This is a genomic window from Pseudomonas sp. G11 (genome assembly GCF_029457515.1).
Taxonomy (GTDB): domain Bacteria; phylum Pseudomonadota; class Gammaproteobacteria; order Pseudomonadales; family Pseudomonadaceae; genus Aquipseudomonas; species Aquipseudomonas gorinensis.
This window is the reverse complement of sequence record NZ_CP120377.1, coordinates 4,519,712-4,545,761: the sequence shown is the minus strand read 5'-3', so window position 1 is coordinate 4,545,761 and position 26,050 is coordinate 4,519,712. Positions and strand designations below refer to the sequence as shown.

At 62.4% G+C, this 26,050-nt stretch carries 26 protein-coding genes and 1 pseudogene; 13 read left to right on the top strand and 14 right to left on the bottom strand.

What is annotated here, in order from left to right:
- Positions 1-77: 77 nt before the first annotated feature.
- Together P2T68_RS20970 and P2T68_RS20965 are read right to left on the bottom strand one after the other, a co-directional pair.
- Positions 78-788 carry an FCD domain-containing protein gene (locus tag P2T68_RS20970; RefSeq protein ID WP_024075173.1) on the bottom strand — a complete coding sequence of 237 codons (711 nt, stop codon included), beginning with the start codon at positions 786-788 and terminating at the stop codon, positions 78-80.
- A 46-nt stretch (positions 789-834) separates the two neighbouring features.
- Positions 835-2,040: an MFS transporter gene (locus P2T68_RS20965; RefSeq protein ID WP_277378239.1), complete on the bottom strand. Its 1,206-nt coding sequence runs from the start codon at positions 2,038-2,040 to the stop codon at positions 835-837.
- 112 nt (positions 2,041-2,152) lie between these two features.
- On the opposite strand from P2T68_RS20965, the gene P2T68_RS20960 reads away from it, so the two are divergent.
- The gene (locus P2T68_RS20960) at positions 2,153-3,055 is read left to right on the top strand and encodes a LysR family transcriptional regulator (RefSeq protein WP_024075175.1); all 903 of its coding nucleotides are present in this window, start codon (positions 2,153-2,155) and stop codon (positions 3,053-3,055) included.
- Positions 3,056-3,075: 20 nt separating this feature from the next.
- Positions 3,076-3,741: a GNAT family N-acetyltransferase gene (locus P2T68_RS20955; RefSeq protein WP_277378238.1), complete on the top strand. Its 666-nt coding sequence runs from the start codon at positions 3,076-3,078 to the stop codon at positions 3,739-3,741.
- A 223-nt stretch (positions 3,742-3,964) separates the two neighbouring features.
- Here the strand turns inward: P2T68_RS20955 and P2T68_RS20950 are convergent, their stop codons facing one another.
- Complete coding sequence (locus P2T68_RS20950) at positions 3,965-4,558, bottom strand: TetR/AcrR family transcriptional regulator (protein ID WP_277378237.1); 594 nt, start codon at positions 4,556-4,558, stop codon at positions 3,965-3,967.
- A 72-nt stretch (positions 4,559-4,630) separates the two neighbouring features.
- Here P2T68_RS20950 and P2T68_RS20945 point away from each other — a divergent pair, with 72 nt between their 5' ends.
- Positions 4,631-5,230, top strand: coding sequence for an NAD(P)H-dependent oxidoreductase (locus P2T68_RS20945; protein WP_277378236.1), 600 nt, complete (start codon positions 4,631-4,633; stop codon positions 5,228-5,230).
- Between the two features lies 1 nt (position 5,231).
- Here the strand turns inward: P2T68_RS20945 and P2T68_RS20940 are convergent, their stop codons facing one another.
- From P2T68_RS20940 to P2T68_RS20925, 4 genes are all read right to left on the bottom strand, one after another.
- Positions 5,232-5,621, bottom strand: a complete 390-nt coding sequence (locus P2T68_RS20940; RefSeq protein ID WP_041161191.1) for a hypothetical protein — start codon at positions 5,619-5,621, stop codon at positions 5,232-5,234.
- Between the two features lie 32 nt (positions 5,622-5,653).
- Positions 5,654-6,910: a 3-phosphoshikimate 1-carboxyvinyltransferase gene (gene aroA, locus P2T68_RS20935; RefSeq protein ID WP_024075180.1), complete on the bottom strand. Its 1,257-nt coding sequence runs from the start codon at positions 6,908-6,910 to the stop codon at positions 5,654-5,656.
- 91 nt (positions 6,911-7,001) lie between these two features.
- A complete protein-coding gene (locus P2T68_RS20930; RefSeq protein WP_024075181.1) occupies positions 7,002-7,556 on the bottom strand; it encodes a UPF0149 family protein in 555 nt (184 codons plus the stop codon).
- A gap of 40 nt (positions 7,557-7,596) precedes the next feature.
- Positions 7,597-8,886, bottom strand: coding sequence for a chloride channel protein (locus tag P2T68_RS20925; protein WP_277378235.1), 1,290 nt, complete (start codon positions 8,884-8,886; stop codon positions 7,597-7,599).
- Between the two features lie 191 nt (positions 8,887-9,077).
- Between P2T68_RS20925 and P2T68_RS20920 the strand changes: the two genes are divergently transcribed.
- Together P2T68_RS20920 and nudC are read left to right on the top strand one after the other, a co-directional pair.
- Positions 9,078-9,890: a crotonase/enoyl-CoA hydratase family protein gene (locus tag P2T68_RS20920; protein WP_024075183.1), complete on the top strand. Its 813-nt coding sequence runs from the start codon at positions 9,078-9,080 to the stop codon at positions 9,888-9,890.
- A 5-nt stretch (positions 9,891-9,895) separates the two neighbouring features.
- A complete protein-coding gene (nudC, locus tag P2T68_RS20915; RefSeq protein ID WP_069075891.1) occupies positions 9,896-10,729 on the top strand; it encodes an NAD(+) diphosphatase in 834 nt (277 codons plus the stop codon).
- Here nudC and P2T68_RS20910 read toward each other — a convergent pair.
- The 3 genes from P2T68_RS20910 to P2T68_RS20900 form a co-directional block, all read right to left on the bottom strand.
- A complete protein-coding gene (locus P2T68_RS20910; RefSeq protein ID WP_041161192.1) occupies positions 10,697-11,476 on the bottom strand; it encodes a TSUP family transporter in 780 nt (259 codons plus the stop codon). The genes nudC and P2T68_RS20910 overlap by 33 nt on opposite strands.
- 758 nt (positions 11,477-12,234) lie before the next feature.
- A complete protein-coding gene (gene pcsA, locus P2T68_RS20905; RefSeq protein ID WP_024075186.1) occupies positions 12,235-12,951 on the bottom strand; it encodes a phosphatidylcholine synthase in 717 nt (238 codons plus the stop codon).
- 148 nt (positions 12,952-13,099) lie between these two features.
- Positions 13,100-14,026, bottom strand: a complete 927-nt coding sequence (locus P2T68_RS20900) for a class I SAM-dependent methyltransferase (protein ID WP_069075890.1) — start codon at positions 14,024-14,026, stop codon at positions 13,100-13,102.
- Positions 14,027-14,230: 204 nt separating this feature from the next.
- Here P2T68_RS20900 and mdeB point away from each other — a divergent pair, with 204 nt between their 5' ends.
- The 5 genes and pseudogenes from mdeB to P2T68_RS20875 all read left to right on the top strand — a co-directional run.
- On the top strand, positions 14,231-16,909 hold the full coding sequence (gene mdeB, locus P2T68_RS20895) for an alpha-ketoglutarate dehydrogenase (protein WP_024075188.1): 2,679 nt from the start codon (positions 14,231-14,233) through the stop codon (positions 16,907-16,909).
- Positions 16,910-17,322: 413 nt separating this feature from the next.
- On the top strand, positions 17,323-17,682 hold the full coding sequence (locus P2T68_RS20890) for a response regulator (RefSeq protein WP_024075189.1): 360 nt from the start codon (positions 17,323-17,325) through the stop codon (positions 17,680-17,682).
- Positions 17,682-18,293 (top strand): chemotaxis protein CheC, encoded by a 612-nt coding sequence (locus P2T68_RS20885; RefSeq protein ID WP_024075190.1) that lies wholly within the window; start codon positions 17,682-17,684, stop codon positions 18,291-18,293. The genes P2T68_RS20890 and P2T68_RS20885 overlap by 1 nt, the downstream gene beginning before the upstream one ends.
- An 11-nt stretch (positions 18,294-18,304) precedes the next feature.
- Positions 18,305-19,633, top strand: coding sequence for an ATP-binding protein (locus P2T68_RS20880; protein WP_024075191.1), 1,329 nt, complete (start codon positions 18,305-18,307; stop codon positions 19,631-19,633).
- Between the two features lie 2 nt (positions 19,634-19,635).
- A pseudogene (locus P2T68_RS20875) lies at positions 19,636-20,043 on the top strand (response regulator); the annotation flags it as partial.
- Positions 20,044-20,137: 94 nt separating this feature from the next.
- Here P2T68_RS20875 and P2T68_RS20870 read toward each other — a convergent pair.
- Positions 20,138-21,388 (bottom strand): ribonucleotide-diphosphate reductase subunit beta, encoded by a 1,251-nt coding sequence (locus tag P2T68_RS20870; protein WP_024075193.1) that lies wholly within the window; start codon positions 21,386-21,388, stop codon positions 20,138-20,140.
- Between the two features lie 298 nt (positions 21,389-21,686).
- Between P2T68_RS20870 and P2T68_RS20865 the strand changes: the two genes are divergently transcribed.
- Entirely contained in the window at positions 21,687-22,313 is a 627-nt protein-coding gene (locus P2T68_RS20865; protein WP_024075194.1) for a PAS domain-containing protein, read from the top strand.
- Here P2T68_RS20865 and P2T68_RS20860 read toward each other — a convergent pair.
- Positions 22,301-22,681, bottom strand: a complete 381-nt coding sequence (locus P2T68_RS20860; RefSeq protein ID WP_024075195.1) for a Rid family hydrolase — start codon at positions 22,679-22,681, stop codon at positions 22,301-22,303. The two genes, P2T68_RS20865 and P2T68_RS20860, sit on opposite strands and share 13 nt — an antisense overlap.
- Positions 22,678-23,643 (bottom strand): threo-3-hydroxy-L-aspartate ammonia-lyase, encoded by a 966-nt coding sequence (locus tag P2T68_RS20855; RefSeq protein WP_277378234.1) that lies wholly within the window; start codon positions 23,641-23,643, stop codon positions 22,678-22,680. Before P2T68_RS20855 ends, P2T68_RS20860 begins: the two co-directional genes overlap by 4 nt.
- Positions 23,644-23,909: 266 nt before the next feature.
- Here P2T68_RS20855 and P2T68_RS20850 point away from each other — a divergent pair, with 266 nt between their 5' ends.
- The gene (locus P2T68_RS20850) at positions 23,910-24,428 is read left to right on the top strand and encodes a sigma-70 family RNA polymerase sigma factor (protein ID WP_102623861.1); all 519 of its coding nucleotides are present in this window, start codon (positions 23,910-23,912) and stop codon (positions 24,426-24,428) included.
- Positions 24,425-25,342, top strand: coding sequence for a FecR domain-containing protein (locus tag P2T68_RS20845; protein ID WP_277378233.1), 918 nt, complete (start codon positions 24,425-24,427; stop codon positions 25,340-25,342). The genes P2T68_RS20850 and P2T68_RS20845 overlap by 4 nt, the downstream gene beginning before the upstream one ends.
- Here the strand turns inward: P2T68_RS20845 and P2T68_RS20840 are convergent.
- The gene (locus tag P2T68_RS20840; RefSeq protein WP_150055330.1) at positions 25,339-26,049 is read right to left on the bottom strand and encodes an ABC transporter ATP-binding protein; all 711 of its coding nucleotides are present in this window, start codon (positions 26,047-26,049) and stop codon (positions 25,339-25,341) included. The two genes, P2T68_RS20845 and P2T68_RS20840, sit on opposite strands and share 4 nt — an antisense overlap.
- Between the last annotated feature and the right edge of the window lies 1 nt (position 26,050).

Below are 26,050 nucleotides of genomic sequence, written 5' to 3'. Positions count from 1 at the left end.
CTTATCAGGTTGTCAGACTAATGTTTTTGTTAAAAAAATGGCGTGTCGAGGACACGCTATAAACGGGGTGGAATCGGTCAGTTGGTGGTGGGCAATTCCAGGCTCAGGCGCCCGGCCGCAGCGCGTAGGTGGGCCTCGGCACTGGCGGCGGCGCGTTGAGCGTCACCGTCGGCAATGGCTTGATAGAGCAACTGGTGTTCCTGGGTCGCATCCGCGGAGCCGGTGACAAAACGCGAGGCCGAGTTTTCCCAGGCTGTCTTGCGTGCGCTGGCCAACTGGCTGCGCAAAAAGTCATGGAAGGCCACGAAGTAGTCATTCTTGCTGGCGTCGGCGATGGCGCGGTGGAATTCCACGTCGGCCAGGGCGGCGGCTTCGAAGTTGTCGCGATGCTCCTGCATGGCCTGCAAGGCGCGTTGCATACGTTGCAGGTCGGCGTCGTCGCGGCGCCGGGCGGCAATTGCGGCGGCCTGGGTCTCGATCCACAGGCGCACCTCGAACATCTGCGCCAGGTCGGGAAGACGGCCATTCGGCTGCGGAAAACGGAACACCGTGCCGGCCGGGGTTTGCGAAATGAACGAGCCCAGCCCGCGGCGCGCGGTGATGACGCCGTCGGCCTTGAGCTGGGCGATAGCCTCGCGCACCACCGAGCGGCTGACGTTGAGTTGCTCCGCCAATTGCTGTTCGGTGGGCAAGCGCGATTCGGGCGGCAATTGGCCGGAATCGATTTCTGCGCGGATCGCGCTGACAACCCGTACGACAAGCGAATCGGGGCGCTGGAGCTCAAGCATGGGACAACCTTGGTAGTCAGGTTGTCAGACAATAGTCGTTACGATTTTATCTTGTCAACAGGTGAGCGCGGTCGACACCGCGCCACCCTGCAATCGCACAGGCCAGCAGCATGAGGCCGGCGGCGACGAAAAAGGTCGCATGCAGGCCCTCCGTCACCGATTGCACGGTCCCATGGACAACGTCGGGGGTCGCCCGCGCGAATACCGCGCCCAGGGCCGAGGCACCGAAGATCAGCCCGAGGTTGCGTGACAGGTTGAGCAGGCCCGAGACCGTACCGCGGCGCGCGCTTTCCACACCGCTCATCACTGCGGTGTTGTTGGCGGCCTGGAACAGGCTGTAGCCCGCCGTCAAAATCACCAGTGAGCCCAGGTAGGCGACCAGTCCCGACGCCAGTGACAGCAGCAGGGCGCCACCGAGCAGAGTGCCCAGCCCCGCGAGCGTCATGCGCTGGCTGCCCAGGCGGTCGGTGAGTTGGCCTGCCGGTACACCGGTGAGCGCTGCGACACAGGGGCCGACGGCCATGGCCAGGCCCATCCATTCAGGGGCCAGCCCCAGGCCAAGGGACAGGTAAAAAGGGCCGACCACAAAGGTCGCCATGATCACCGCGGCGACCAACGCACTCATCGCCAGGCCGGCACACAACGCCCCGGCTTTCAATGACGACCCTGCGCTGGCGGCTGGGCGCGCCCGTTGCTGATCAGCCGGCAAGTAGCGCCAGGCGAGGGCGGCCGCCAGTAACCCCAGGGGCGCACCCACCAGGAACAGGGCCTGCCAGCCCCACACGCTGAGCAACATGCCGCCGACGCTGGGGCCCATGGCCGTGCCCACCGCCGACATCGTGCCGAGCAAACCCATCGCGCGTCCGGTGCGTTCCGCGGGCACCGTATCGCCGACCAGGCCCAGGGTCATCGCCATCATGATCGCCGCGCCCAGCCCCTGCGCGACCCGCGCGGCAATCAACCCATGCAGGTCGGGCGCGACACCGCACAGCCCGCAGGCGAGCGCAAACAACAATAACCCGGCGAGCAACAACCGCTTGCGGCCCAGGCGATCGCCCAGGCGTCCGGCGCTGACAATCACCGCGGTGATCGCCATCAGGTAGGCCAGCACCACCCATTGCACGGCATGGAATGACGCATCGAACATTTGCGCCAGGCGCGGCAGGCCGACATTGGCAATGCTGGTGCCAAGGGACGCGAGCAACATGGACAGGGACAGGCTGGTAAGACCGCCACGTGAGGAAGTGTGCATGGGAGATTCCTTGAATGAACGCAACTGTCACAAATCTACGGCGTGGCCTAACATGGCGGAAGACGCATGAGTTGCACTGAATACCTGCGTCAAACGCCTGATAGGAGCGCTGATGCCCGACCTCAACTTGCTGGTCACCCTGGATGTGCTGCTGGCCGAAGGCAGCGTCGCCCGCGCGGCCCAGCGCCTGGGCCTGAGTCCTTCGGCGATGAGCCGCGCCTTGGCACGCCTGCGGCAAACCACGGGCGACCCGTTGCTGGTCCGCGCGGGCCGAAGCCTGGTGCCGACGCCACGGGCGCTGGAGTTGCGTGAACAGGTCGGCCGCCTGGTGCAGGACGCCCAGGCCGTGTTGCGCCCCGTGCAATCCCTGGACATGGGCCAGGTGACACGTACGTTTACCTTGCGCACCAGCGAGGAGTTTGTTGAAAGCTTTGGTCCGGCGCTGCTGGCCCGTCTCGATCAGCAAGCCCCGGGTGTGCGCCTGCGCTTCGTCAACAAGACCGATAAAGACAACCTCTTGCTGCGTGAAGGCAGCGTCGACCTGGAAACCGGTGTGGTCGACCCCACCGCCAGCCCCGAAGTGCTGACCCAGGCGCTGTTTCGCGATCGCCTGATCGGCGTGGTGCGCAGCGGTCATGCCCTCAGTCAGGGCGACGTCAGCGCCGCACGTTTTGCCCAGGGCCGCCATGTGTATGTGTCCCGGCGCGGTCAGGCGCGCGGCCAGATCGACGATGCCCTCGAAGCGCTGGGCCTGGCTCGGCAGATCACCAGCATCGTCGCCGGTTTTTCCACCGCGATTGCCCTGGCCCGCAGCACCGACCTGATCGCCGCCGTTCCCGAGCGCTACACCGCCGACCGGCGCGACCTGTTCTGTTTCCCACTGCCACTGGCGCTGCCGACGTTCACTGTCGCGATGCTCTGGCACCCCCGCCTGGACGCCGACCTGGCCCATCGCTGGTTGCGCAGCTGTTTGCGCGAGGTGTGTGCCCAGCAGGTACAATCCGCGCTGCCTTGACGTGAAACCCAGGAATTTGCATGTTCAGCCTTACCCGCTACACCGCGCCGTGCCCCGAGCCGATCAACAGCCAGATCCTGCAGATGGTGGTGGACAACCTCACCGATATCAGCAGTGTGGCACTGCCGCCGAGCAACCTGCTCTACACCATCTACCAGTACGCCGTTGGCTTTGAGGTGCACCTGTACCTGGAGGCGTTGGGTGGATCGAAGGGGATTGCGGTCGAGCTGGTCGTGGCGATGGAAGACGAACAGGTGATTGGCTTTTGCCTGTACCTACCGATGAAAGATGACCCTCAAGCGTGTGGTATCGCGTTCATGGCGGTGCAAGCCGGTTTTCGGCGCCAGGGCGTGGCGCGCGGAATGCTTCAGGACGTGCTGGCGCGCTACCCCCATGCCGAACTGGCATGTGCGGTGGAGAAGGTACCGGTGTTCGAAGCCATGGGTTTTCAAGTGCGAGCCGCGCGTGACACCCAGGTGCTGATGAACACCCGCAGCTACGCCAGCGATGGGCTGATGGGCGTGCTGGATGTAGCGTCTATCTACAGCTCGCTGGAGGTGCGGCAGATCCATACCTACCTGCTGCAAAAGCACGGCAAGCGCGCAATGGTGGATGCCGAGAAACAGCGCGATCGGCACCTGGATCAACTGGCGCGCAAGGTCCAGTTGTTTGTTGCGGGGCGCTAGCCTGGGCCGGGTTGGCTATTTTTTGTGGCGAGCGGGTTTGCGCTAATGCCGTTCAATTGAGCGTACATCGCCTTCTTTCTGTAGGAGCAAGCTTGCTCGCGAAGAACCTCAACGATAACGCGTGTTTCCTGAATCAACGCGGCGCCTGTGAGTTCTTCGCGAGCAAGCTCGCTCCTACAAAAAAGCCTTAACTGGACGGCATCAGGGCAAGCCCGTCCAGTCTTCAGCTCCGTGAGCGATTGACCATCGCCAGAATCGTCGCCAGCAACTCCTGTTGCGCCTCTTCACGGCGGATTTCGCCACTGGCGGCTGCGTGGGACAACGCTTCCGCGGCACCCAGCATCGCCCGCAATCCTGCCTGTGATACCTGGCCAAAGGGCGCCAGCGCGGCGCGGCATTTGTCGAGAAAGATCGCCTCGTATTTGCGCTTGAGCGCTTCCAGCTCCGGCGAGCTGCTCAGTGCCGCAATCACCCCCGGAATTTCCCGGCCCTGCAATAACACGCAATCGACATAGCACGAGGCAATCACCCCTGCGCGCTCTTCCAAGGTCGCGCTGCTGGCGTCGAGGGCCTCGGCAAACACCTGGGTCTGACGCCCGTCGAAGTCTTCATACAGCGCGGCGAGCAACCCGGCGCGGGTGACGAAATGGTCGTAGACCACCGGCTTGGTCACGCCCGCCAGTTCCGCCAGGCGGCCCAGGGTCAGCGCTTCGGTGCCTTCCTCGCGCACCAGTTGCCAGGCCACATCCAATAATTGGCGCAGGCGATCTTCACGGGACAGGCGACGACGTGGGGCAGGGGATTCAAGGCTTGACATGCTTATATACCAAAAGTAACTTGTCCGCATTAACTTACTAAAAGTAGATTAAACCGAAAGGGAGTCAAAGTCATGCACGCACTCATCGTCGTTGCCCATCACGACCCACAATCGCTCACCCACGCCGTGGCCGCGCAGGTGGCTGCCGGGCTGACTGCGGCGGGCCACAGCTTCGAAATCGCCAACCTCGCCGCCGAAGGCTTCGACCCGCGCTACACCGCCGCCGATCACCTGGTGCACCGTATCCGCGCTACGCCGCCGGCCGACGTATTGGCCGAACAAGCGCGCATCGACCGTGCCGATGCGCTGGTGATAGCGTTCCCAATCTACTGGTGGTCCATGCCGGCGTTGCTCAAGGGCTGGGTCGACCGCGTTTTCGTCAACGGCTGGGCAATCGACTACGGCCCCGCCACGCCCGTGGTGAAAAAGCTGCGCCACTTGCGTGTGCACCTGCTGGCCCTGGGCGCCGCCGATGAAAGCGCCTTTGATCGACATGGCTATGCCAAGGCGATGCGCACGCAAATCGACTACGGGATCTTTGATTACTGCGGGGCCCAGGTGGTGACGTCGGAGCTGTTGCTGGAGTCGGAAGATGGCGCGGCGACCGCGCATCTGCAAACGGCCAAGGCGGTGGGGCAGAGACTGTTCGAGGCCGAGACGGTTGCCGGTTGATTCAACCTTCGCGAAACAGATCGTGGGCGTCCAGCAGGCGGTAGGCAATTTCCGGGTTTTTCTCCAGGCCCCGACGAATCGCCGCCGGGATCGATTGTCGGGTCTTGCGGCACATGCCGGGCAGTTCGTCGATCACGATCTGAATCCCGCGCATGCTCTTGACCTCGGTGTGCCCCGGCGCGATGTGCACGCGAATCCCCAACAGCTCGTACATCCGCTGCTGCATACGTTCCAGGTCTTGCAGGTTCTGCAGGTTTTCAAGGCGTTCGAGCAGGCGTTTTTCTTCCTGGCGGGTCAGGCTGAGAATGCGCAGGTCGGCGCCGGGGGCTTGCAGCAATTGTTCGCGATCGCAGACGCAGGCGCCGGGTGGGCAGGGTTGGCGAATCGTCATGTTCATTCCCTCCCCATTCCGACGCGTTTTCCTCAGTAAGTCAGCGCCACACCGAGGCTGCCCAAGGCCTTCCAGTACTCAGGATAGGTCTTGGCCACGCAGTCCGGGTCTTGAATCCTGATGCCCGAGACCTTCAGCCCGGCGAGGGCAAAGCACATGGCAATGCGATGGTCGGCGTGGGTGTCGATCAGGGCGTTGCACGACGTGCCGGCCAACGCCGGGTCGGCGGCGACCAGCAAGTCGTCGCCTTCAATGCTCGCCAGGCCCGGACGAATCTCGTTCAGGCCGTCATGCAGCGCCTGCACCCGATCACATTCCTTGACCCGCAGGTTGGCCAGTTCGGTGAAGCGTACCGGGGTGTTGTTGAACGCGGCCAGCACGGCCAGGGTGGGGATCGCATCCTGCATCTGCGAACCGACCACCGTGGCCTGCATGTGCGGGAACTGGGCAATCACGGCCTGGGCCTTGGCGTCCGGCTGGGTGAAGTCCTGCGCGGCCACGCCGATGTCGATGCGGCCGCCGGTCAACACTTCGGCAGCCCACAGGTACGTGGCGGCGGAAGCGTCGGGCTCGATCAGGTAGTCATGGGCGGTGTAGCCGGTGGGGGCCACGCGCCAGGTCGTGTCGTCGACCACCTCGACCTGCGCGCCGAACGCACGCATGCAGTCCAGGGTCAGGTCCACATACCCACGGGCGCCGATATCCTTGCCGGTCAGCGCCACTTCAATCGGCGCTTCGCCGCAGGCTGCGAGCATCAGCAGGGCCGAGACGTACTGGCTGGACAAGCCGCCATCGATCTCGAAGCGCTTGGCCTGGACCTTGCCGACGCCGTGCACGGTCACCGGGGGGCAGCCGGTCGGGCTCTCGACCTGGATGCCGTTCTCACGCAGGGTCGCCAGCAGCGGGCCGATCGGGCGTTTTTGCATGTAGTCGTCGCCGTCCAGCACCACGGTGCCTTGCACGGTGGCCACGGCGGCGGTGAGGAAGCGCATGGCGGTGCCGGCGTTGCCGAGGAACAGCGGTTGCGCCGGCAATTGCAGCTTGCCTGAACCGGTGACCACGAAGGTGGTGTCGTCCGGCTCATCGATGATCACGCCCATCTGGCGCAGGGCCACCGACATGTGCCGGGTGTCATCACTCTTCAGTGCGCCGCTCAGGCGGCTGGTGCCGGTGGCCAGGGCCGCCAGCAGCAGGGCGCGGTTGGTAATGGATTTGGAGCCGGGGGGCGCGACCTTGCCAGTGAGGGGGAAATTGGGCGGTGTAACGGTCACGGTTTTCTGCGAACTCAAGGTACAAGGCTCCTGATTCAAGGCAAGGTGGTACGGAGTGGCCGACGGGCGGACCCGAATAATCGGGCATAGACGCCACGCTTGTCGAGGCTTAGCGCTGGGCGAGCCAGTAATCGTGCAGCGCCCGGGCGGCCGGTTCGATTGCGCTGGCGCGCTGCTGATGGGCCTGTACATCGAGGTCGGCCGGCAACTCGAAGTTGTCCTGTTCGGCGCACCAGGAGATTTTCTCCAGGTTCGCGGCCTGTTCAGCGGGCAGGTCCGGCCAGTTGCCGATCGCGGCACCACGGATATAACCAAAGCACCATTCTTCGGCGAGGGTCACGGTTTGCCCCTGATGCTCGGTGTCATCGAAGCGCGCCTTGAAACCCTGGGCATCGGTGGCCAGCTGTGTGGCGAGGGCGTTCATATGGCGTACGCACAGTTCGAGGAACTGCTTGGCTTGCTCGGCGCTTTCCCAGTCCGGGTTTTGCCCACCCCAGATCGCCGGGAACCATTCGGCGATATCCACCTGCGCCGGGCTGGACACCAAGGCCGTGAAGTAGCCGTCGAGCTCAGCCAGGTTCAGCACCGAATGGTCATCGCCGTACTGGAGCAGGGTGTCTTCGATAAATTCGAAATCGGCGGGGGTGAGGGGTTGGGTGAGCATGGGCATGTCCTTAAACGTCGAGCGCCGCTGATGGGGCGGCTTAAAGCGCGCAGGATGGCGCTTGGGCCGGCTTTTTTCCAGCACTTTCCCAGCGTTGGCACAGCTTGCTCACGCAGACCGCACCCACCACCGCGAGAATAATCGGTACCAGGAAGTCATGCTCGATACGGGTGAATTCCGCCACCAGCACGATCGCTGTCAGCGGCATGCTCATGCTGGCGGCCAGGAAAGCGGCCGCGCCGATGATCGCGAAAGCCCCCAACGGTACCCCCGGCCACGCCAGGCTCCAGGCGCCGCCGAGGATAATCGCCAGTAGCGCGCCGTTGGCCAGGCCGGGCGTCAACAGCCCGCCCTCGGCTCCGGCGCGCAGGCTGCTGGTGGTGATCAGCACCTTGACCAGCAGCAACAGTGCGGCCAGTCCGATCGTCAGTTCATTGTCGAAGCCCAATTGCGCCGGGCCTTTGCCATTGCCGAGGATTTGCGGCAGCAGCATCGCCAGGCCGCCGATGAGTGTGAAATTAATCAAGCACAGCACCGGCAGGCGCCAGCCGCGCGCGGCCTTCGCCCGCGCGGCGCCGGTCAGGCGCGTGAAACCGTAGGCGGCCATGCCAAACAGCGGCCCGCAGACCACGGCCCAGGCGATCAATGCCGGGCTCAGGACAAAATGCGGCACCACGTACTGCGCCTCCGCTCCCAACCCGATCCAGGCCACGGCCGCACCAATGGCCGAGGTCGCCAGGGCGATCAGCGCCGCGGGCCAACTGAACGCGCCCACCAGCACCTCCAGCACAAACACCGCGCCGCCCAGCGGCACGTTGTACACCGCCGCCAGGCCCGCGCCCGCGCCACAGGCAACGATCAAACGGTGCATATCCGGGGTCAGCCGCGCGCGTTGCGACAACCAACTGCCGGCCAGTGCGCCGACCTCGCGCGGCGCCACTTCACGGCCCAGGGGCGAGCCCAGCGCCACGGTGACGATCTGCAACAGGGCGTGGGCGAGGGTGGTCTTGGGCGGCATGATCGGCATCGTGGGTGATACCGCCTGCTTGATGCTCACCAGCGGGCGACCATAGCGATACACGGCCCACCAACCCAGGCCGGCGACCAGGCCGCACACCACCAACACCTGCAAGCGCCGCTCGGGGGGCGCGGCAGTGACACCCCGCAGAAAGGTTTCATGCCCGACCAGGCTGTCGAGGCTGTAGCCGTAGGCCAGGTGTTGGATGCCATGCAGCAGCAACGCCAGGAGCATCCCGCCCAGGCCGGCGCCAATGCCGGTGAACACGACCACCAGGGCCAGAATCAACGATGAGCGAAACGTGGACGGCATAAACGACTCCAGACAGTGCCCCAGAGTGTATAGCCGATAAACCGTCGGGCCTGGATGAAATGTATCGGCGTGCCGTCAACCCTGCGCCACTGCATTCAATGGCTTTTACCAGTCCTGTTTTTGGCCGATGCGCCCTTGTGCACCCTTGTTATAGTCTGGCCTTTCTCAATCGCCAGCCAGGGATCACTGCCATGTCCGAATACCAAGCTTTCGTCGTCGAACTCATCGGTAACGTTGCCCATGTGCAGATCAACCGCCCGGAAAAGATCAACGCGATGAACGCGGCGTTCTGGACCGAGATCATCGATATCTTCCAATGGGTGGAAGACACCGACGCCGTGCGCGCCGTGGTACTCAGCGGTGCCGGCAAGCATTTTTCGTCCGGTATCGACCTGATGATGCTGGCCTCGGTGGCCAATGCGTTCGGCAAGGACGTGGGCCGTAACGCACGCCTGCTGCGCCGCAAGATCCTTGAGTTGCAAGCCTCGTTCAACGCCGTCGACAACTGCCGCAAGCCGGTGCTGGCGGCGATCCAGGGTTACTGCATTGGGGGGGCCATCGACCTGATCAGCGCCTGCGACATGCGTTACGCCGCCGAGGACGCGCAATTCTCCATCAAGGAAATCGACATCGGCATGGCCGCTGACGTCGGCACCCTGCAACGCCTGCCGCGCATTATCGGCGACGGCATGCTGCGTGAGCTGGCCTATACCGGCCGCGCGTTCGGTGCCGAGGAAGCGCGCAGCATCGGCCTGGTCAATCGCGTGTATGCCGACCAGCAAAGCCTGTTGGCCGGCGTCCTGGAAATCGCCCATGAAATCGCCGCCAAATCGCCGATCGCCGTGACCGGTACCAAGGCCATGATCAGCTACATGCGTGACCATACGGTCAATGACGGCCTGGAATACGTTGCCACCTGGAACTCGGCTATGTTGCAATCCAACGACCTGCGCGTGGCCATCGCGGCCCATATGAGCAAGCAGAAACCCGAATTCGTGGATTGACTGACATGACCCCAGGCTGGATTACCACTACGCTGCTGGACAACCAAACCCCTGGCGGCTGGGCTGTCGCCCGCAGCCGCGACGGCTTTTTGCATGATACCAACGGCCCGCTGTTCCCACGGGAATGGCTCAAGCGCCAAGACCTTTCGGTGTTCGCCGAACACGGTATCGGCCACCTCGACGGCGAGCCGGTGTACCTGCTGGAGCTCAACGCCGCCAGCGAGGTCCCCGGCTGCAGTTGGCAGGGCCTGCGCGGCTTCATGTTGCAAGGTGATCACCGGCTTTACAAAGTGTTGGGCTATGCCGCGCAGATCGGTACCTGGGCCCGGGAACACCGGTTCTGCGGGAGTTGCGGGCAGGCCATGGTCCAGGTGCCCCGTGAGCGAGCGATGTTCTGTGAGGCCTGTGACCTGCGCAGCTACCCGCGTATCTCGCCAAGCATGATCGTGCTGGTGACCCGCGGTGATGAGATCCTGCTGGCGCGTTCGCCACGCTTTGTGCCTGGGGTGTACAGCACGTTGGCGGGGTTTGCCGAACCGGGTGAGTCGGCCGAAGACTGCTTGATCCGTGAAGTGCGCGAAGAAGTGCAGGTGGAGGTGCGCAACATCCAGTACATGGGCAGCCAGTGCTGGCCGTTCCCTCACTCGATGATGCTGGGCTTCCATGCCGAGTACGCCGGCGGCGATATCGTGCCCCAGGCTGACGAAATCGAGGACGCGCAGTGGTTCAACATCCACGACCTGCCGCCGTTGCCGGCGTCACGCTCGATTGCGCGCTACCTGATCGACCTGTACGTCGCGCGTCGCTTAGGCCACGCTGAACCAGTGCTGCCAGGCTAGGCGTACAGTCAGGCCAAGGACCACGGTGATAAACACCGGGCGAATGAATTTGGCGCCGCCGCTGATTGCGCTGCGTGCGCCAAAGAATGCGCCGCACATCACCGAGATGCCCATGGCCAGGCCGACGATCCAATCCACCGAGCCGTTGAAGATAAACACCGACAGCGCCGCCGCGTTGCTGACGAAGTTCATGCTGCGCGCCACGCCGCTGGCCTTCACCAGGTCGATGGGGTGCAGCAGCATTGTGCTCACGGTCCAGAACGCGCCCGTACCTGGCCCGGCTACGCCATCATAGAAACCCAGGCCAAAGCCTTGGGTGCTTTGCCATTTCTTCTTGATCGGTGCATCGGCATCCAGCGCAGCCTTGGGTGTGCCACCGAATAACAGGTACAGGCCACAGCCAAAGACAATGACCGGCAGCATCTTGTTCAGGGTTTCGGCGGGCAGGTAGTGGGCGACCACGGCCCCGGCCAGTGCGCCGACCAAGGTGCCGACGATGGCGTGCACCCATTGGCGCGGGTGGAACAGCTTGCGTCGGTAGAAGGTGAAGCTGGCGGTGGCCGAGCCGAAGGTGGAACTGAGCTTGTTGGTGCCCAACACCAGGTGAGGCGGCATGCCCGCGGTGAGCAGGGCCGGGGTGGTGAGCAACCCACCGCCGCCGGCGATGGCGTCGATGAAGCCGGCGATAAAGGCCACGACGGCCAGAATGGCGAGGGTGGTGAGGTCTACGCTGAGTTCGAAAGGCATTGGGCAGGGCTTAATGGTGGCAGGGCGCAGCAAAAGCGCTGTGCGAAGGGCCGCCATCTTACCTGCCTGAGGTACGCAGAACCAAATGTGGGAGGTGGCTTTCCCGATGAGGGTGTATCAGTGACAGATAAGCTGACTGACACACCCTCATCGGGGCATGGGTATCTACACAACTTTGGCATGGCCCTGAACCTGTGGCGAGGGAGCTTGCTCCCGTGACTGCTCGGGGGGCGACGGCTATCTAACGGATGCACCGCGACCTAAATGTGGGAGGGGGCTTGCCCCCGATGGCGGGCTCTGGGCCGACCATTTTTTTGGATTGGATCAGGTACATATCCATTGCTGCGGTAACGGCAACTTCGGGTTCCGCTCTTACAGCGGGTCACTTTTGGAAAAGAGCCCGGGATGCCGGCCCAGCCAAAAGTAACCAAAAGGGCTCTTGCCCCACCACTCGGCACCTCGCCCAGGCTCGGTGTGCCCGCAATCCGACATTGATTTGGGGGGCCGCCGCCACGCGCCATCCATGGCGCGGGGCGGCTAAACCGGCATCCCTGCCGGTTTACCCCCCAAATCACTGTCGAATTGCGGCCAGCGTGGTTTAACGGGGCGCCTGAGATCAAGATCAAGATCAAGATCTAAAGCAAGATCAAGAGCGGCTCGCTTCGCATCGTGGTTAGCGTTGGTTGCTACACGGTTGTGTAGATACCCATGCTCATCGGGGCAAGCCCCCTCCCACATGTTTTACCGTGCCCGCTTGGCTATTTGTGCGTGCCCAGCCACTCCAGCGCCGTGCGCCAGATGCAAATCCCGAGGAAATACGCCGACATCAGCGACCACAAGCCGAATGTCCACGGGTTGGTATTGGGGTAATCCACCACCATCAAAAAGCTGCACAGCAACCAGATCGTGGTCACCGCGATGTTGATCGGCATGAAGCGCTTGACCCGGAACGGATGCAAAAACTTCATCGGCGTCACGGTCAGCAGCGCCAGGCCGATCACGGTCAACAAGGTCACCCAGGCGTCTGGCTGGATGATATACACGCAGAGGGCAACCACATTCCACGCGGCCGGGAAGCCGACGAAGTAGTTGTCCTTGCTCTTCATGTTCACGTTGCAGAAGCAGAACAACGACGACACCAGGATCACCGACACCGTGAACAAGTGGGTGAAGTCCGGCAGGTCGATATAGCGATAGATAAACAGTGCCGGGATAAATACGTAGGTCAGGTAGTCGATCACCAGGTCCAACACCGAACCGTCAAAGCTGGGCAGTACCGTGCTGACATTCACCCGGCGAGCCAGCGAGCCATCCACGCCATCGACCACCAGCGCCAGGCCCAGCCATAGCAGGCAAGCCTTGGGTGAGTTTTCCAGCAGCGCCAGGGTGGCCAGGAAGGCCAATACCACACCGGTGGCGGTAAAGCCGTGGGCGCCCCAGGCTTTCAGTCTGGCTACATGCAGGGTCGATATCACGGGCGGTTCTCCAAAGGTGAAACGGGGCAGCCGACGATGTGACACCGTCGAGTCTGGCCAGGGAATGCAGGTATCGACCGGGAAGGGGGGGATAAGGTTCACCGCCCCGGTGTATTGCCTAGCGTAGCAAGCGTAGGACGATTCAGCATCAGCCCTGGCGGAACACCAGCGCTTTCAGGCCACTTTGCGCGTCGATATCCGGAAATTCCGGCGGGTTTTGCAGCCGTTCGATAAAGCGCAGGCCCGGTGCTTCGCGCGTGACGCTGTCGATCAGGAAGTCTTCGCCGAACGCCGGATCGTTCATGCATGCCAGCACAGTGCCCTGTGCCGTGAGCAAGTCCGGCAGGCGGCGCAGCACACGCTGGTAGTCCTTGGTCAACAGGAAGCTGCCTTTCTGGAAGGACGGCGGGTCGATGATCACCAGGTCGTAGGGGCCGCTATTCGTCACCTTGGCCCAGGACTTGAACAGGTCGTGGCCGAGGAAGGTCACTTTGCCCAGGTCATGACCGTTCAGCCGATGGTTGTCGCGGCCACGGCTGAGGGCGCCACGGGCCATGTCCAGGTTCACCACATGCTCGGCACCGCCTTCGATGGCGGCCACGGAGAAACCGCAGGTGTAGGCGAACAGATTGAGTACCCGCTGGCCCTTGGCCTGTTCACGCACCCAATTGCGACCGTAGCGCATATCGAGGAACAGGCCGCTGTTCTGTTTTTTCCCCAGGTCGATCAAATAGCGCAGGCCGCCTTCGGTGATCGTCAACGCGTCGACGGCTTCGCCGAACAACCATTCGGTGGTGCTTTGCGGCAGGTAACGGTGTTGCAAGGCGACGCTGCGCACGCCGTACCGCGCCCATTCGAAAGTGCTCAACCACTGCTTCAAGGCATCCAGCTGCGCCGTTTCCGGTTCCTTGAACAGCGCGACCAGCACCACCCCTTGCAACCAATCGACCGTCAGTTGCTCCAGGCCCGGCCAGCAGCGGCCACGGCCGTGGAACAGGCGGCGGGTTTCCGTGGGCGCATCGGCCAGGGCCGTGAGCAGGTGGGCATGCAGCGTGGCGAGTGCGTCTGGGTTCATCGTTGTGCGTCATTCATTGAGCGGGCGGCATTTTAAACACAGTTGCGGTTTTTTTGTGAGGGATGGACACGGCGCTGGAGCACAACGTGCTGGGAAAAATCTGATTGGAAGTGATTCATGCTCAAAATGCGCTCTGCAGCGCCTGAAAATAGGCAAAAAATCCTCCGTCACCGACATAAACTGGAAAAAAGCCCGGAGGTGCCCATGAATGGTTTCGCGAGTGCAGTGAATCACACCGCAGTGGACGACGAAGAACTGAGCGAATGGCGCGATGCCCTGGCCTCACTGGTGGCCAACGCCGGCCCCGCGCGTGCACGGCAGATCCTTGACCTGCTGGCCCGCGAAGGCCGTGCCCCCCACATCGATTGGAAACCGCGCCACGGCACGCCCTATGTCAACAGCATCAGCGTCGACCAGCAGCCGGCATTTCCCGGTGACCTGGCCACCGAGGAGCGCCTGGCCTCGTTGGTGCGCTGGAATGCCTTGGCCATGGTCGTGCGCGCCAACCAGGCCTATGGCGAGCTCGGCGGCCATATCGCCAGCTACGCCAGTGCGGCGGATTTGTTCGAAGTGGGCTTCAACCACTTTTTCCGCGCACGCAACGACGGGTTTGGCGGCGACCTGGTGTTCTATCAACCTCATTCCGCTCCCGGTATCTATGCGCGCGCTTTCCTTGAAGGGCGCCTGAGCGAACAGGACCTGGCTCACTATCGCCAGGAAATCGGCGGGGCCAAGGCCGGTGCGCGGGGGCTCTCCAGTTACCCTCATCCGTGGTTGATGCCGGACTTCTGGCAATTTCCCACCGGTTCCATGGGCATTGGCCCGATCAGCTCGATTTTCCAGGCGCGCTTTATGCGCTACCTGCAGCATCGCGGCTTGCAGGACACCACCGACCGCCATGTGTGGGGCGTGTTCGGCGACGGCGAGATGGACGAACCGGAAAGCATGTCGGCCCTGACCCTGGCCGCCCGCGAAGGCCTCGACAACCTGACCTGGGTGGTCAATTGCAACCTGCAACGTCTCGACGGCCCGGTGCGCGGCAATGGGCGGATCATCGATGAGCTGGAGGCCTTGTTCGGTGGCGCGGGCTGGAACGTGATCAAGCTGGTGTGGGGCTCGGACTGGGATGCCTTGCTCGCCAACGACGCCGACGGTGCGCTGGTCGATACCCTGTCGCACACCGTGGACGGGCAATTCCAGACCTTCGCGGCCAAGGACGGCGCCTATAATCGCGAACATTTTTTTGGCCAAAGCCCATCCCTGGCCGCTCTGGTCGAGGGCATGAGTGATGAACAGATCGACCGGCTCAAGCGTGGCGGCCATGACATGGTCAAGATCCACGCCGCCTACCACGCCGCGCGTCGGGTCAAGGGCAAGCCCACGGTGATCCTGGCCCAGACCAAAAAGGGCTTCGGCATGGGCGAGGCCGGGCAGGGCAAGATGACCACCCACCAACAGAAGAAGCTTGATCGCGAAGCACTGATCGCCTTTCGCAATCGCTTCCAACTGCCCCTGTCGGATGCGCAGGCCGAATCCCTGAGTTTCTTCAAGCCGGCGGATGACAGCCTTGAACTGCGCTACCTGCACCAGCGGCGCCAGGCCCTGGGCGGTTATGTGCCCAGCCGCCGCCAGCTTGCCGCGCCGGTTACCGTGCCTCCCGTGACGGGGTACGCCGGTTTTGCCACGGCCGCCGACGGCAAGGAAATGTCCACCACCATGGCCTTCGTGCGCATGCTGACCAACCTGCTCAAGGACAAGGCCCTCGGCCCGCGCATCGTGCCCATCGTTGCCGATGAGGCGCGGACGTTCGGCATGGCCAACCTGTTCAAGCAGATTGGTATCTATTCCAGCGTCGGCCAGCGCTACGAGCCGGAAGACATTGGCTCGATCCTCAGTTACCGCGAAGCCACCGACGGGCAAATCCTCGAAGAGGGCATCAGCGAGGCCAGTGCCATCAGTTCCTGGGTCGCGGCAGCCACCAGCTACTCTGTTCACGGCCTGCGCATGTTGCCCTTCTACATCTATTACTCGATGTTTGGCTTTCAGCGTGTGGGGGACCTGATCTGGGCCGCCGCTGACCAGCGTGCCCGCGGCTTCCTGCTCGGCGCCACCGCCGGGCGTACCACCCTGGGCGGTGAAGGCTTGCAGCACCAGGACGGCAGCAGTCACCTGACCGCCGCCACGGTGCCCAATTGCCGCGCCTACGATCCGGCCTTTGCCGGCGAGTTTGCGGTGATCCTCGACCATGGCATGCGCCAGATGCTCGAACACGACGTAGACGAGTTCTACTACGTGACCCTGATGAACGAAAACTACCCGCAACCGACTCTGCCCCAGGGCGTGGAGGGCGCAATTATCAAGGGCTTGTATCGCCTGGAAGGCGCCAGCGCCGCTCAAGTACGCCTGCTGGGCTCCGGCACGTTGTTGCGCGAAGCCCAGGCGGCGGCGCAGTTGCTGGCAGATGATTGGCAGGTGGCGAGCGAGGTGTTCAGCGTCACCAGCTTCAGCGAACTGGCCCGCGAGGCGCGCGAGGTGGAACGCTGGAATCGCCTGCATCCGCTGCAGGCCGCACGCACCAGTCACCTGGCAGACTGCTTGCCCACGGGCGCGCCGGTGGTGGCAGTATCTGACTACGTGCGGGCGGTGCCGCAGATGATCGGTTCGTACCTTGACTCCAGCTACACCGTGCTCGGCACCGATGGTTTCGGACGCAGTGATACACGGGCGGCGTTGCGCGATTTCTTTGAGGTGGATCGTCATCACATTGTGCTGGCTGCACTCACTGCGTTGGTAGAGCAGGGCAGTCTGGAGCCGCGGGTGTGCCAGCGGGCGATTGAGCAGTATGGCCTGCTGCCGGAGCGCGTCGCCTCCTGGGCCTCCTGAACAACGCAGAGCAAGTGGGAAGGCTGAGCAAACAGTCACCTGTGGCGAGCGGGCTGTTGTGGCGAGCGGGCTTGCTGTGGCGAGCGGGCTTGTTGTGGCGAGCGGGCTTGCCCCGCGTTGGGCTGCGAAGCGGCCCCCAAAACCAGGGCACTGCGGTGTGTCAGCTAAAAACACATCGCCTGTAATGGGGCCGCTTCGCAGCCCAACGCGGGGCAAGCCCGCTCGCCACTATAAGGTGGGCGTCCCAGATCACTGATCGCCGACGCTATATCGCAAAACACTCACGCAATATCAGGATTTCCTGATGGCTCTTTGCTATTTGTCACGCTAGAGTGTTTGAAAGAATAAAAGAAATTGTAGTTTCTTCGGCCGCGACTGAAGCCGTAGGACACTTCATAAATGTGGAGTGCACCATGAAAGTTCTAATCGCCGATGACTCATCCATGTCCCGCAAGTTGGTCTTGCGTGCCCTGCCAGAATCACTGACCGAAGATGTCCGCCAAGCCTGTAACGGCTCCGAGGTGATGGAGGCCTATCACGCGGGCTTGGTCGATTTGCTTTTTCTCGACCTCACCATGCCCGTCATGGACGGTTTCCAGACCCTGGAGGCGCTCAAGCGCGAAGACGCCAATGTGGTGGTCGTCGTGATCAGCGCAGACATCCAGCCCCGGGCCAGGCAACTCGTATTCAACCTGGGCGCTGCTGCCTTCGTGGCCAAGCCTGTTACGGCTGAAGCTCTACTCGAAGCTTTACACCTCATAGGAGTGCTTTGATGGAAACCTTGGCCGAGCTCACCGAAGACCAACGCGATGCCCTGCAGGAACTGATGAATATCGCCATGGGGCAGGCGGCCGAGCGACTGGCCCTGCTGACCAATACCATGGTCACGCTTTCGGTTCCTTTTATTCACCCGCTGATCCGGGAACAGAATAACCTGGCGATTCCGGAGCATCTGCGCCGAAGCTTCATGATCGTCACCCGCCAGTCTTTCCTCGGGGAGTTACGCGGAGAAGTGTTCGTGTGCTTTGGCTGCATGGGGGCAGATGAACTGGCCGAACTGCTGGGCTACAAGGGCGGCGGTCTGGACCAGCAGGACGAGCTGATGCTCGATGTCACCAACATTCTGACCGGCGCCTGCATCAGTGGCCTGGCAAAACAGGTGGCGACTCAAGTGAGCTATGACGCGCCATCCATTCTCGTCCACAGGGATCAGGAAGCGAACGCACTGGATGAGTTGAACCTGAATGAACACCTTGCGATGGTGTTGGAAATCCGCTTCGAGGTTGAGGCTCATCAATTCTCCTGCGACTTGCTGATCTGCATCACTGAACGTACAGCAGGCGTTGTCGTTCGGGCCATTGATCGTTTGCTGGACGAGCTTTGAAGGGACCTCTCATGACAGACAGCAAGGCAATCTCCCGGGAAACCCTTGAGTCGATGCTCACGGCCATCAACATGGGTGTGCTGCTCGTCGATAAGGACTGCAAAGTGCTGTTCTCGAACCACTTCATGTCCATCAACAGCGGCCGCAGCGCCGAAGAACTTGTTGGCCGTACGCTGTTCGAAGCCTTTCCTGAGCTACCGGAGGTCTGGACCCGGCAGAAGATCAACAGCGTCCTCACTCTGCAAAACTTTGCTTTCACTTCGTGGCAGCAACGGCCGCACCTGTTCAATTTCGAAAGCACCCGGCCCATCAGTGGACTGGTTCGGCACATGTACCAGAACTGCACTTTCTTCCCGGTGCAAGACGCCGATGGCAGCAGCCTGGGCGTGGGCTTAGCCATCAGTGATACGACCGACACCGCTGCCCGTCAACTCGAGCTGACGCACCTGAACAAGCTGCTGGAAGAGGAAAAGGGCGCCCAGGCGCTGCTGATCGCGCGGCTCGAAGATGCGCAGGCGCAGTTGCTGCAGTCCGAGAAGATGGCGGCGATAGGGCAACTGGCTGCGGGGGTGGCCCACGAGATCAATAACCCGATCGGCTTTGTCTGCTCCAACGTCAACAGCCTGCGTCGTTACCTCGTGGACATTTTCGCGCTGCTCGAGGCTTATGAGCAGGCGAGTGACGAAAGCCATGCCGATGCTCATCCCGAGCTGGCGGCGATGCGTGACAAGGTGGATTACGACTTCATGCGTCAGGACATCGACGAACTGCTTGTGGAATCGGTCGACGGTCTCGACCGGGTCACTCGCATCGTCAAGGACCTGCGCGAGTTCTCCCATGTCGACAGTTATGAATGGCAGTTGGCCGATCTGCACAAAGGGCTCGATAGCACCCTTAACGTTATCTGGAACGAGATCAAGTTCAAGGCCCAGGTGATCAAGTGCTACGGCGATATCGAGCCTATTGAATGCATGGGCTCACAGATCAATCAGGTCTTTCTGAACTTGCTCATCAACGCAAGCCATGCTGTGGGTGCCGACGGCCAAATCACCATCAGGAGTGGCAGGGAGGACGGCGGTGTGTTCGTTGAGATCGCCGACAATGGCCATGGTATCCCCCTTGAGATCCAGAACCGGATATTCGAACCGTTCTTCACCACCAAGCCGGTGGGCATGGGCTCGGGCCTGGGCCTGTCGTTGTCGTATAGCATCATCGTCAAGCACCATGGACGGCTCACCGTCGAGAGTGAGCCGGGTAGGGGAAGTTGCTTCCGGGCGTGGTTACCATTACGCCAGCCCCAGGTGCAGGCCCTCGCTACTTCTGCCGCCGAAGGACGCTGATCATGAACGCCCCCACTTCCTGCGTAAAACGCTACACCGTCATGCTGGTGGATGATGAAGAAAGTATCCTCAACAGCCTCCGGCGCCTGTTGCGTGGCAAACCTTATGACTTGCTGTTGGCGACTAATGGCGCGCAGGCACTGAGTCTTTTCGAACAGCACTCTATCGACTTGATCGTTTGCGATGCGCGCATGCCGTTGATGGACGGTCCGACGCTGCTCCGCGAGGTGTATAGGCGCAATCCAGAATGCGTGAATATCCTGCTCACCGGCTATGCCGACATGAGCATGATTACTCAGGCAATCAGCGATGGGTACGTTTACCGCTATATCAGCAAACCCTGGAATGATGACGAGCTGCAGCGCACGCTCGACCAGGCTCTCGAGATGCAGAATGCGCTTCGTAACCGCGACAGCCTGGCGTGAAATGTCGCACCACTGGAGTGCGACATTTCACGGTTCTTGACAGCGTTTCCGTCAAGTTGAACATGGCCCAGGGTAGGGCTTAGTCCCAGCTCAGCGCGCCGCCGGTCTGGTACTCGATTACCCGGGTCTCAAAGAAATTCTTCTCTTTCTTCAAGTCCATGATCTCGCTCATCCACGGGAACGGGTTAGTGGTCCCTGGATACTCTTCCTTCAAACCAATCTGCGACAGGCGACGGTTAGCGATGAACTTGAGGTAATCCTCCATCATCGCCGCGTTCATACCCAGCACGCCGCGCGGCATGGTATCGCGCGCATATTCGATCTCCAGCTGCGTCCCTTGCAGGATCATCTGGGTCGCTTCTTCCTTCATCTCGGCATCCCACAAATGTGGGTTTTCGATTTTGATCTGGTTGATCACATCGATACCGAAGTTCAGGTGCATCGACTCGTCGCGCAGGATGTATTGGAACTGTTCGGCGACGCCGGTCATTTTGTTGCGGCGGCCCATGGACAGGATCTGGGTGAAGCCGCAGTAGAAGAAGATGCCTTCCAGCACGCAGTAGTAGGCGACCAGGTTGCGCAGCAGTTCCTTGTCGGTGTCGACGGTGCCGGTTTCGAACTTCGGATCGGAGATCGAACGGGTGTACTTCAGGCCCCAGGCGGCTTTTTTCGCCACCGATGGGATCTCGTGGTACATGTTGAAGATCTCGCCTTCATCCATGGCCAACGATTCGATGCAGTACTGGTAAGCGTGGGTGTGGATCGCTTCTTCGAAGGCCTGGCGCAGGATGTACTGGCGGCACTCCGGGTTGGTGATCAGGCGGTACACGGCCAGGACCAGGTTGTTCGCAACCAGGGAGTCGGCAGTGGAGAAGAAGCCGAGGTTGCGCATGACGATACGGCGCTCGTCGTCGGTCAGGCCTTCGGGGTTTTTCCACAGGGCGATGTCGGCGGTCATGTTGACCTCTTGCGGCATCCAGTGGTTGGCGCAGCCGTCGAGGTACTTCTGCCAGGCCCAGTCGTACTTGAAGGGCACGAGTTGGTTGAGGTCTGCGCGGCAGTTGATCATGCGTTTTTCGTCAACGGCGACGCGGGCGGAGGCGCCTTCGAGTTCGGCGAGGCCTTCGGCGATGTCGAGTTTGTCCAGGGCCGCCTTGGCGCGCACGATGGCGGCGGAGTCACTGGCGGTGACGGCGCGGGCTTCGATGGCGGCAGCGGCGCCGGCACCGTCGAGGCGGTCCATGTTGGCTTCGCTGGCGTGGCCGGCGTTGGCGCCCTTGATCACCGCTGCACCGGTGTCCTCGTTGTCGACTTCATCCCAACTCAGCATCGAAATACTCCTTCCTGGTCTGTTCTGACGGCATGTGAACCCGTCCAAAAATAGGTGATTTGCAGGCTACTAGGCATTGAAATACTGCGCGTAGTGTGGTCGATAAATACCGATGCTGCACACTATGTAGTGGTCTGTTTTGTTTGTGGGCACACTATATGGGGTGTGGTCCCAGTGGTCAACGGACAAGATGCGCGGTTTTCGGTCGCTGCCCGGTGCCCATTGGATGTCGCGGGCTGTGAAGTGAAGGGCAGGGTGCAAATTGACGCCCTGTCCAGGACTGGATATGTTGTCTTGCATGAAAAAGACCTCTCTCCAAGACACCACCCTGATCAGCCAGCTCGAACAGATTGCCGAAGGCTTGAGCAAAACCTTCAGCCCGTTCTGCGAAGTGGTGCTGCACGACTTGCGCGACCCGCAGCACGCGATCCTGGCCATCCATAACAACCTCTCCGGGCGTGCCCCCGGTGACCCGGCCACCGAGTTGGGTCTGGCACGTATCGCCGACCCGGACTACCCGCAGGTCATTGCCAATTACCAGAACCAGTTCGCCGATGGGCGCCAGGTCAAAAGCACGTCGATCGGCATCAAGGACGCTCGCGGCCAGTACGTCGCCGCCCTGTGCCTGAATGTCGACCTCACGTTGTTTCGTGGTTTGCAGGGCCTGCTGGAGCAGTTCGGTTCGGTCAGTGGCGACAAGCTCGGCGAGTCTCTCGATCCCTCCGGCGCCGATGCGATCCGTGCACGCATCGACCAGTTCGCCGCCCGCCTGGCAACCACGCCGCGCGCATTGAAGACCGCAGATCGACGCGTGTTGATGCAGGAGTTGAAAGACTCGGGTTGCCTCGACATTCGCCGGGCCATGGAGACCGTGGCCTCGCACCTGGGTGTGTCGCGCGCGGCGGTCTATACCTACGCCAAGTAGCGCGCCAGCGCTTCGATCTCGACCTGATAACCGTGGTGCAATTGAGGTACCGGCACCACGGCGCGGGCAGGGCGGTGCTCGCCCAATGCGGCGGCGTAGAGCTGGTCGAATTCAGCCCAGTGCTGGACCCCGACCACATACACCGTGACTTTCACCAGGTCCTGTGGCGAGCCGCCCGCTGCCTTCAAGATGGCCAACAGGTTCTCCAGCGCCACCTGGGCCTGTGCGGCGAACGACGCCTCGGGGTGATGGCGCCCATCGGCGCTCACCGGCAGTTGCCCGGAGATATACAGGGTGCCGGCGTGACCGATCGCCTGGGCGTAATGGCCGGCCGGTTTGGCCGCACTCGATGTCTGGATGATCTTCATGGGGCCTCGCGGAGCAGGGCGGCGTATCGCTCGATATCCACGTTGCCGCCGGTGACGATAATGCCCACGCGCTGGCCCTTGAACCGCTTGCCCAGTTGGCGCAACGCCGCCAGGCCCAGGCAGCCGGTGGGCTCCACCACCATCTTCATGCGCTGCATGAAGAACTTCATTTCTGCCACCAGTTGCGCGTCGGTGACGGTAAGAATGTCGTCCACCTTGTCGCGGATGATTGGGAAGGTGCAGTTGCCCAGGTGCTGGGTCTGGGCACCGTCGGCGATGGTCGCGGGGGTGTCGATATGCACGATGCTGCCGCTGCGAAACGAGCGTTGGCCGTCATTCCCGGCCTCGGGCTCGACACCGTAGAGCAGGCAATCGGGTGCCAGGGCGCGGGTACTCAGGGCGGTGCCCGAGAGCATGCCGCCACCGCCCAGGCCCACGAACAACGCATCCAGCGGGCCGGTGAATTCCAGCAACTCCTTGGCCGCGGTGCCTTGCCCCGCGAGTACATCAGGATGGTCATAGGGTGGGATCAGGGTCAGGCCGTGCTCTGCGGCCAGGGTACGGCCGATCTGCTCGCGGTCCTCGCTGAAACGGTCATACAGCACCACGCTGGCGCCATAGCCCCGAGTGGCCGCGACCTTGGCGGCGGGCGCATCGGTAGGCATCACGAGGGTCGCTGGTATGCCGAGCAAGCTCGCCGCCAAGGCAATGCCCTGGGCATGGTTACCCGAAGAAAACGCCACCACCCCGGCCTTGCGCTGCTGCGGGTCAAACTGCGAAAGGGCATTGAACGCGCCGCGAAACTTGAACGAGCCACCCCGTTGCAGGTTCTCGCACTTGATGAAGACCTGGGCGCCGGTCTCGGCGTCGAGGGTGCGTGAGGTGAATACCGGGGTGCGATGGGCGAAGCCTTCCAGGCGTTCAGCGGCGGCGATGACGTCTTGGTAAGTGGACGTGGGCATGAGACGGGCCTTGTTGGAGTGTCTGGATAAAATATCCATAACAAGACAAAGAGTAAAGTTTCGATTGTGCGCACCGGCGTGTTCGCGCTCGGGCTTCCCTGATCTTTGGAGGATCGGCATGGCGCACAGGGCGCCAAAACGTGACTTGCCGCGCCAGAACGCTGTAACGCTCTAAACCCAATGTTGAAAAGATCATGGTGTCACGGCAGGATATTAAATAGAATGAATCTCATTTGAGACTCAATCGCGCCGTGCAGGTGGTTGCCATGAATGATGCTGTTGTCCCGACGCACGCCCCCGAACTGACCCTGTCGAGCCTGTACCGTGACCATCGCGGCTGGCTGGAAAGCTGGCTGCGGCGGCGCCTGGGCAATGCCTGGGATGCAGCGGACCTGAGTCAGGACACCTTTTTGCGGGTGCTCGCCAGTGCCCAGCCGATTGCGCAGATGCAGGAGCCACGGGCTTATCTGGTGACGGTGGGCAAGCGCCTGCTGGTCAATTTTCATCAGCGGCGCAGCCTGGAACAGGCTTACCTGAACGCCCTGGCGAACCTGCCCGAAGCCTGTGTGCCGTCGCCCGAGCAGCGCTGGCTGGTGCTGGAAACCTTGCAAGCCCTGGATGAACTGCTCGACGGTTTGCCGGTGCTGGTGCGCCGCGCGTTTCTCTGGAGTCAGCTCGAAGGTTTGGGTTATCGCGAGATCGCCGAGCGGCTGGAGGTGTCGGAGCGCACGGTGAAACGCTACATGGCGCAGGCGTATGAGCATTGCCTGTTGGTGGACCTGTGAACCGTGAGATTGCGCGCGCCGCTGCCCAGTGGCTGGCGCTGCTGGAATCCGGCGCCGCCACCGAGCGCGATCACGCCGCGCTGCAGCACTGGCGTGACAGCCACCCCCAGCATGAACAGACCTGGCAAAAAGCCCAATCCCTGCGCCAGCGCTTCAGTGAGTTGCCCCAGGCATTGGCGATGGCCAGCCTCGACCGCCCGCAACCGGGGCGACGCGCGTTGCTCAAGCGTGCGTTGGGCGTGGCGGCGCTGCTGCCGACCGCCTGGTTGATCAGCCGCCAGTTGCCTATCGAGGTCTGGCGTGCCGACCTGCACACCGCCACCGGCGAGCGCAAGCGCCTGTCCCTGGCCGACGGCGCCAGCCTGCAGCTCAATACCGCCACCGCGGTGGACGTGGACCTGGCGCAACGGCGTATCACCTTGGTGGAAGGGGAACTGGCCTTGAACGTGCCCGGCGCGGCCGCCCTCACGCTGGATACAGGCTACGGGCAACTGCGGGTCAGCCAGGCCGAGGTGTGTGTGCGGCAACTGGCCGCTGGCTGCCGGGTGTCGGTCCTGAAGGGCGCGGTGCAGGTGCGCGACTTGAGCGGCAGGTTGGCGACGTTGCCGGGTGGCCAGCAGGCGCCGTTGAACGCCGGCGGACTGGGGGCATGGGCGCCGTTTGACGTGCTGCAATTGGGATGGCGCGACGGTGTACTGACCGCCCAGAACCAGGCGCTGGGGGACTTTTTGCGCGAACTGGCACGTTATCGGCCAGGTGTGTTGCGCTGGGATCCGAGCCTGGAGACGTTGCGGGTCACGGGGAGTTTTCGCCTGGATGACACCGACCGCGTCCTCAACCTGCTGGCCTCGACCCTGGGGCTTGAGGTGCAGGCGCGGACACGGTATTGGGTAACGTTGCGCAAGAACGCCTAGATCACATGAGCGCGCTGCAGGTGCGTCAGCGACAACGCCTTGAGCTGCGCCAACAACGGATCACGCCGGTCCCTTGGGTGCGGCAAGTCCACCGCCAGTTCCTGGCGAATGCTGCTCGGCCGGTTGTCCATCACCAATACCCGATCACTCAGGTAGAGCGCCTCATCCACATCATGGGTCACCAGCAACAAAGCAATGGCATGGTGCGCAGCCAGTTGCAGCAACAGGTCTTGCAGCTTCATGCGGGTAAACGCATCCACCGCGCTGAACGGCTCATCCAGCAAGAGCACCTGCGGTCGCGAATACAAGCCGCGTGCGATCGCCACCCGTTGCGCCATGCCCCCGGACAGTGCCTTGGGCAGCGCCTGGGCAAAGCCCGTGAGGCCGACTTCCTCGATCAACTGCGTCACCCAGGCCCGGTCGTAGTGCTGGTCGTCGCGCAAGCCGATGTTCTGTTCCACCGTGAGCCAGGGCATCAGCCGGGGTTCCTGGAACACAAACGCCACTTCACCTTCAGGGCTGCGCAACTCGCCCTGGAAGTCGGTTTCCAGCCCGGCGACGATGCGCAGCAAGGTACTTTTGCCGCAACCGCTGGGGCCGAGCAGGCTCACGGCTTCACGCGGCTGCAGGGCCAGGTGCACATCTCTCAAGACCGTGGTGCTGGCGAAGTTTTTACGCGCCACGCGAATATCCAATAAAGGTTGCATG

Bases quoted from the DNA above. Each gene is read 5' to 3' on its own strand.
- P2T68_RS20970 (WP_024075173.1), bottom strand. From the start codon at position 788: ATGCTTGAGCTCCAGCGCCCCGATTCGCTTGTCGTACGGGTTGTCAGC.
- P2T68_RS20965 (WP_277378239.1), bottom strand. From the start codon at position 2,040: ATGCACACTTCCTCACGTGGCGGTCTTACCAGCCTGTCCCTGTCCATG.
- P2T68_RS20960 (WP_024075175.1), top strand. From the start codon at position 2,153: ATGCCCGACCTCAACTTGCTGGTCACCCTGGATGTGCTGCTGGCCGAA.
- P2T68_RS20955 (WP_277378238.1), top strand. From the start codon at position 3,076: ATGTTCAGCCTTACCCGCTACACCGCGCCGTGCCCCGAGCCGATCAAC.
- P2T68_RS20950 (WP_277378237.1), bottom strand. From the start codon at position 4,558: ATGTCAAGCCTTGAATCCCCTGCCCCACGTCGTCGCCTGTCCCGTGAA.
- P2T68_RS20945 (WP_277378236.1), top strand. From the start codon at position 4,631: ATGCACGCACTCATCGTCGTTGCCCATCACGACCCACAATCGCTCACC.
- P2T68_RS20940 (WP_041161191.1), bottom strand. From the start codon at position 5,621: ATGACGATTCGCCAACCCTGCCCACCCGGCGCCTGCGTCTGCGATCGC.
- P2T68_RS20930 (WP_024075181.1), bottom strand. From the start codon at position 7,556: ATGCTCACCCAACCCCTCACCCCCGCCGATTTCGAATTTATCGAAGAC.
- P2T68_RS20925 (WP_277378235.1), bottom strand. From the start codon at position 8,886: ATGCCGTCCACGTTTCGCTCATCGTTGATTCTGGCCCTGGTGGTCGTG.
- P2T68_RS20920 (WP_024075183.1), top strand. From the start codon at position 9,078: ATGTCCGAATACCAAGCTTTCGTCGTCGAACTCATCGGTAACGTTGCC.
- nudC (WP_069075891.1), top strand. From the start codon at position 9,896: ATGACCCCAGGCTGGATTACCACTACGCTGCTGGACAACCAAACCCCT.
- P2T68_RS20910 (WP_041161192.1), bottom strand. From the start codon at position 11,476: ATGCCTTTCGAACTCAGCGTAGACCTCACCACCCTCGCCATTCTGGCC.
- P2T68_RS20900 (WP_069075890.1), bottom strand. From the start codon at position 14,026: ATGAACCCAGACGCACTCGCCACGCTGCATGCCCACCTGCTCACGGCC.
- mdeB (WP_024075188.1), top strand. From the start codon at position 14,231: ATGAATGGTTTCGCGAGTGCAGTGAATCACACCGCAGTGGACGACGAA.
- P2T68_RS20890 (WP_024075189.1), top strand. From the start codon at position 17,323: ATGAAAGTTCTAATCGCCGATGACTCATCCATGTCCCGCAAGTTGGTC.
- P2T68_RS20885 (WP_024075190.1), top strand. From the start codon at position 17,682: ATGGAAACCTTGGCCGAGCTCACCGAAGACCAACGCGATGCCCTGCAG.
- P2T68_RS20880 (WP_024075191.1), top strand. From the start codon at position 18,305: ATGACAGACAGCAAGGCAATCTCCCGGGAAACCCTTGAGTCGATGCTC.
- P2T68_RS20870 (WP_024075193.1), bottom strand. From the start codon at position 21,388: ATGCTGAGTTGGGATGAAGTCGACAACGAGGACACCGGTGCAGCGGTG.
- P2T68_RS20865 (WP_024075194.1), top strand. From the start codon at position 21,687: ATGAAAAAGACCTCTCTCCAAGACACCACCCTGATCAGCCAGCTCGAA.
- P2T68_RS20860 (WP_024075195.1), bottom strand. From the start codon at position 22,681: ATGAAGATCATCCAGACATCGAGTGCGGCCAAACCGGCCGGCCATTAC.
- P2T68_RS20855 (WP_277378234.1), bottom strand. From the start codon at position 23,643: ATGCCCACGTCCACTTACCAAGACGTCATCGCCGCCGCTGAACGCCTG.
- P2T68_RS20850 (WP_102623861.1), top strand. From the start codon at position 23,910: ATGAATGATGCTGTTGTCCCGACGCACGCCCCCGAACTGACCCTGTCG.
- P2T68_RS20840 (WP_150055330.1), bottom strand. From the start codon at position 26,049: ATGCAACCTTTATTGGATATTCGCGTGGCGCGTAAAAACTTCGCCAGC.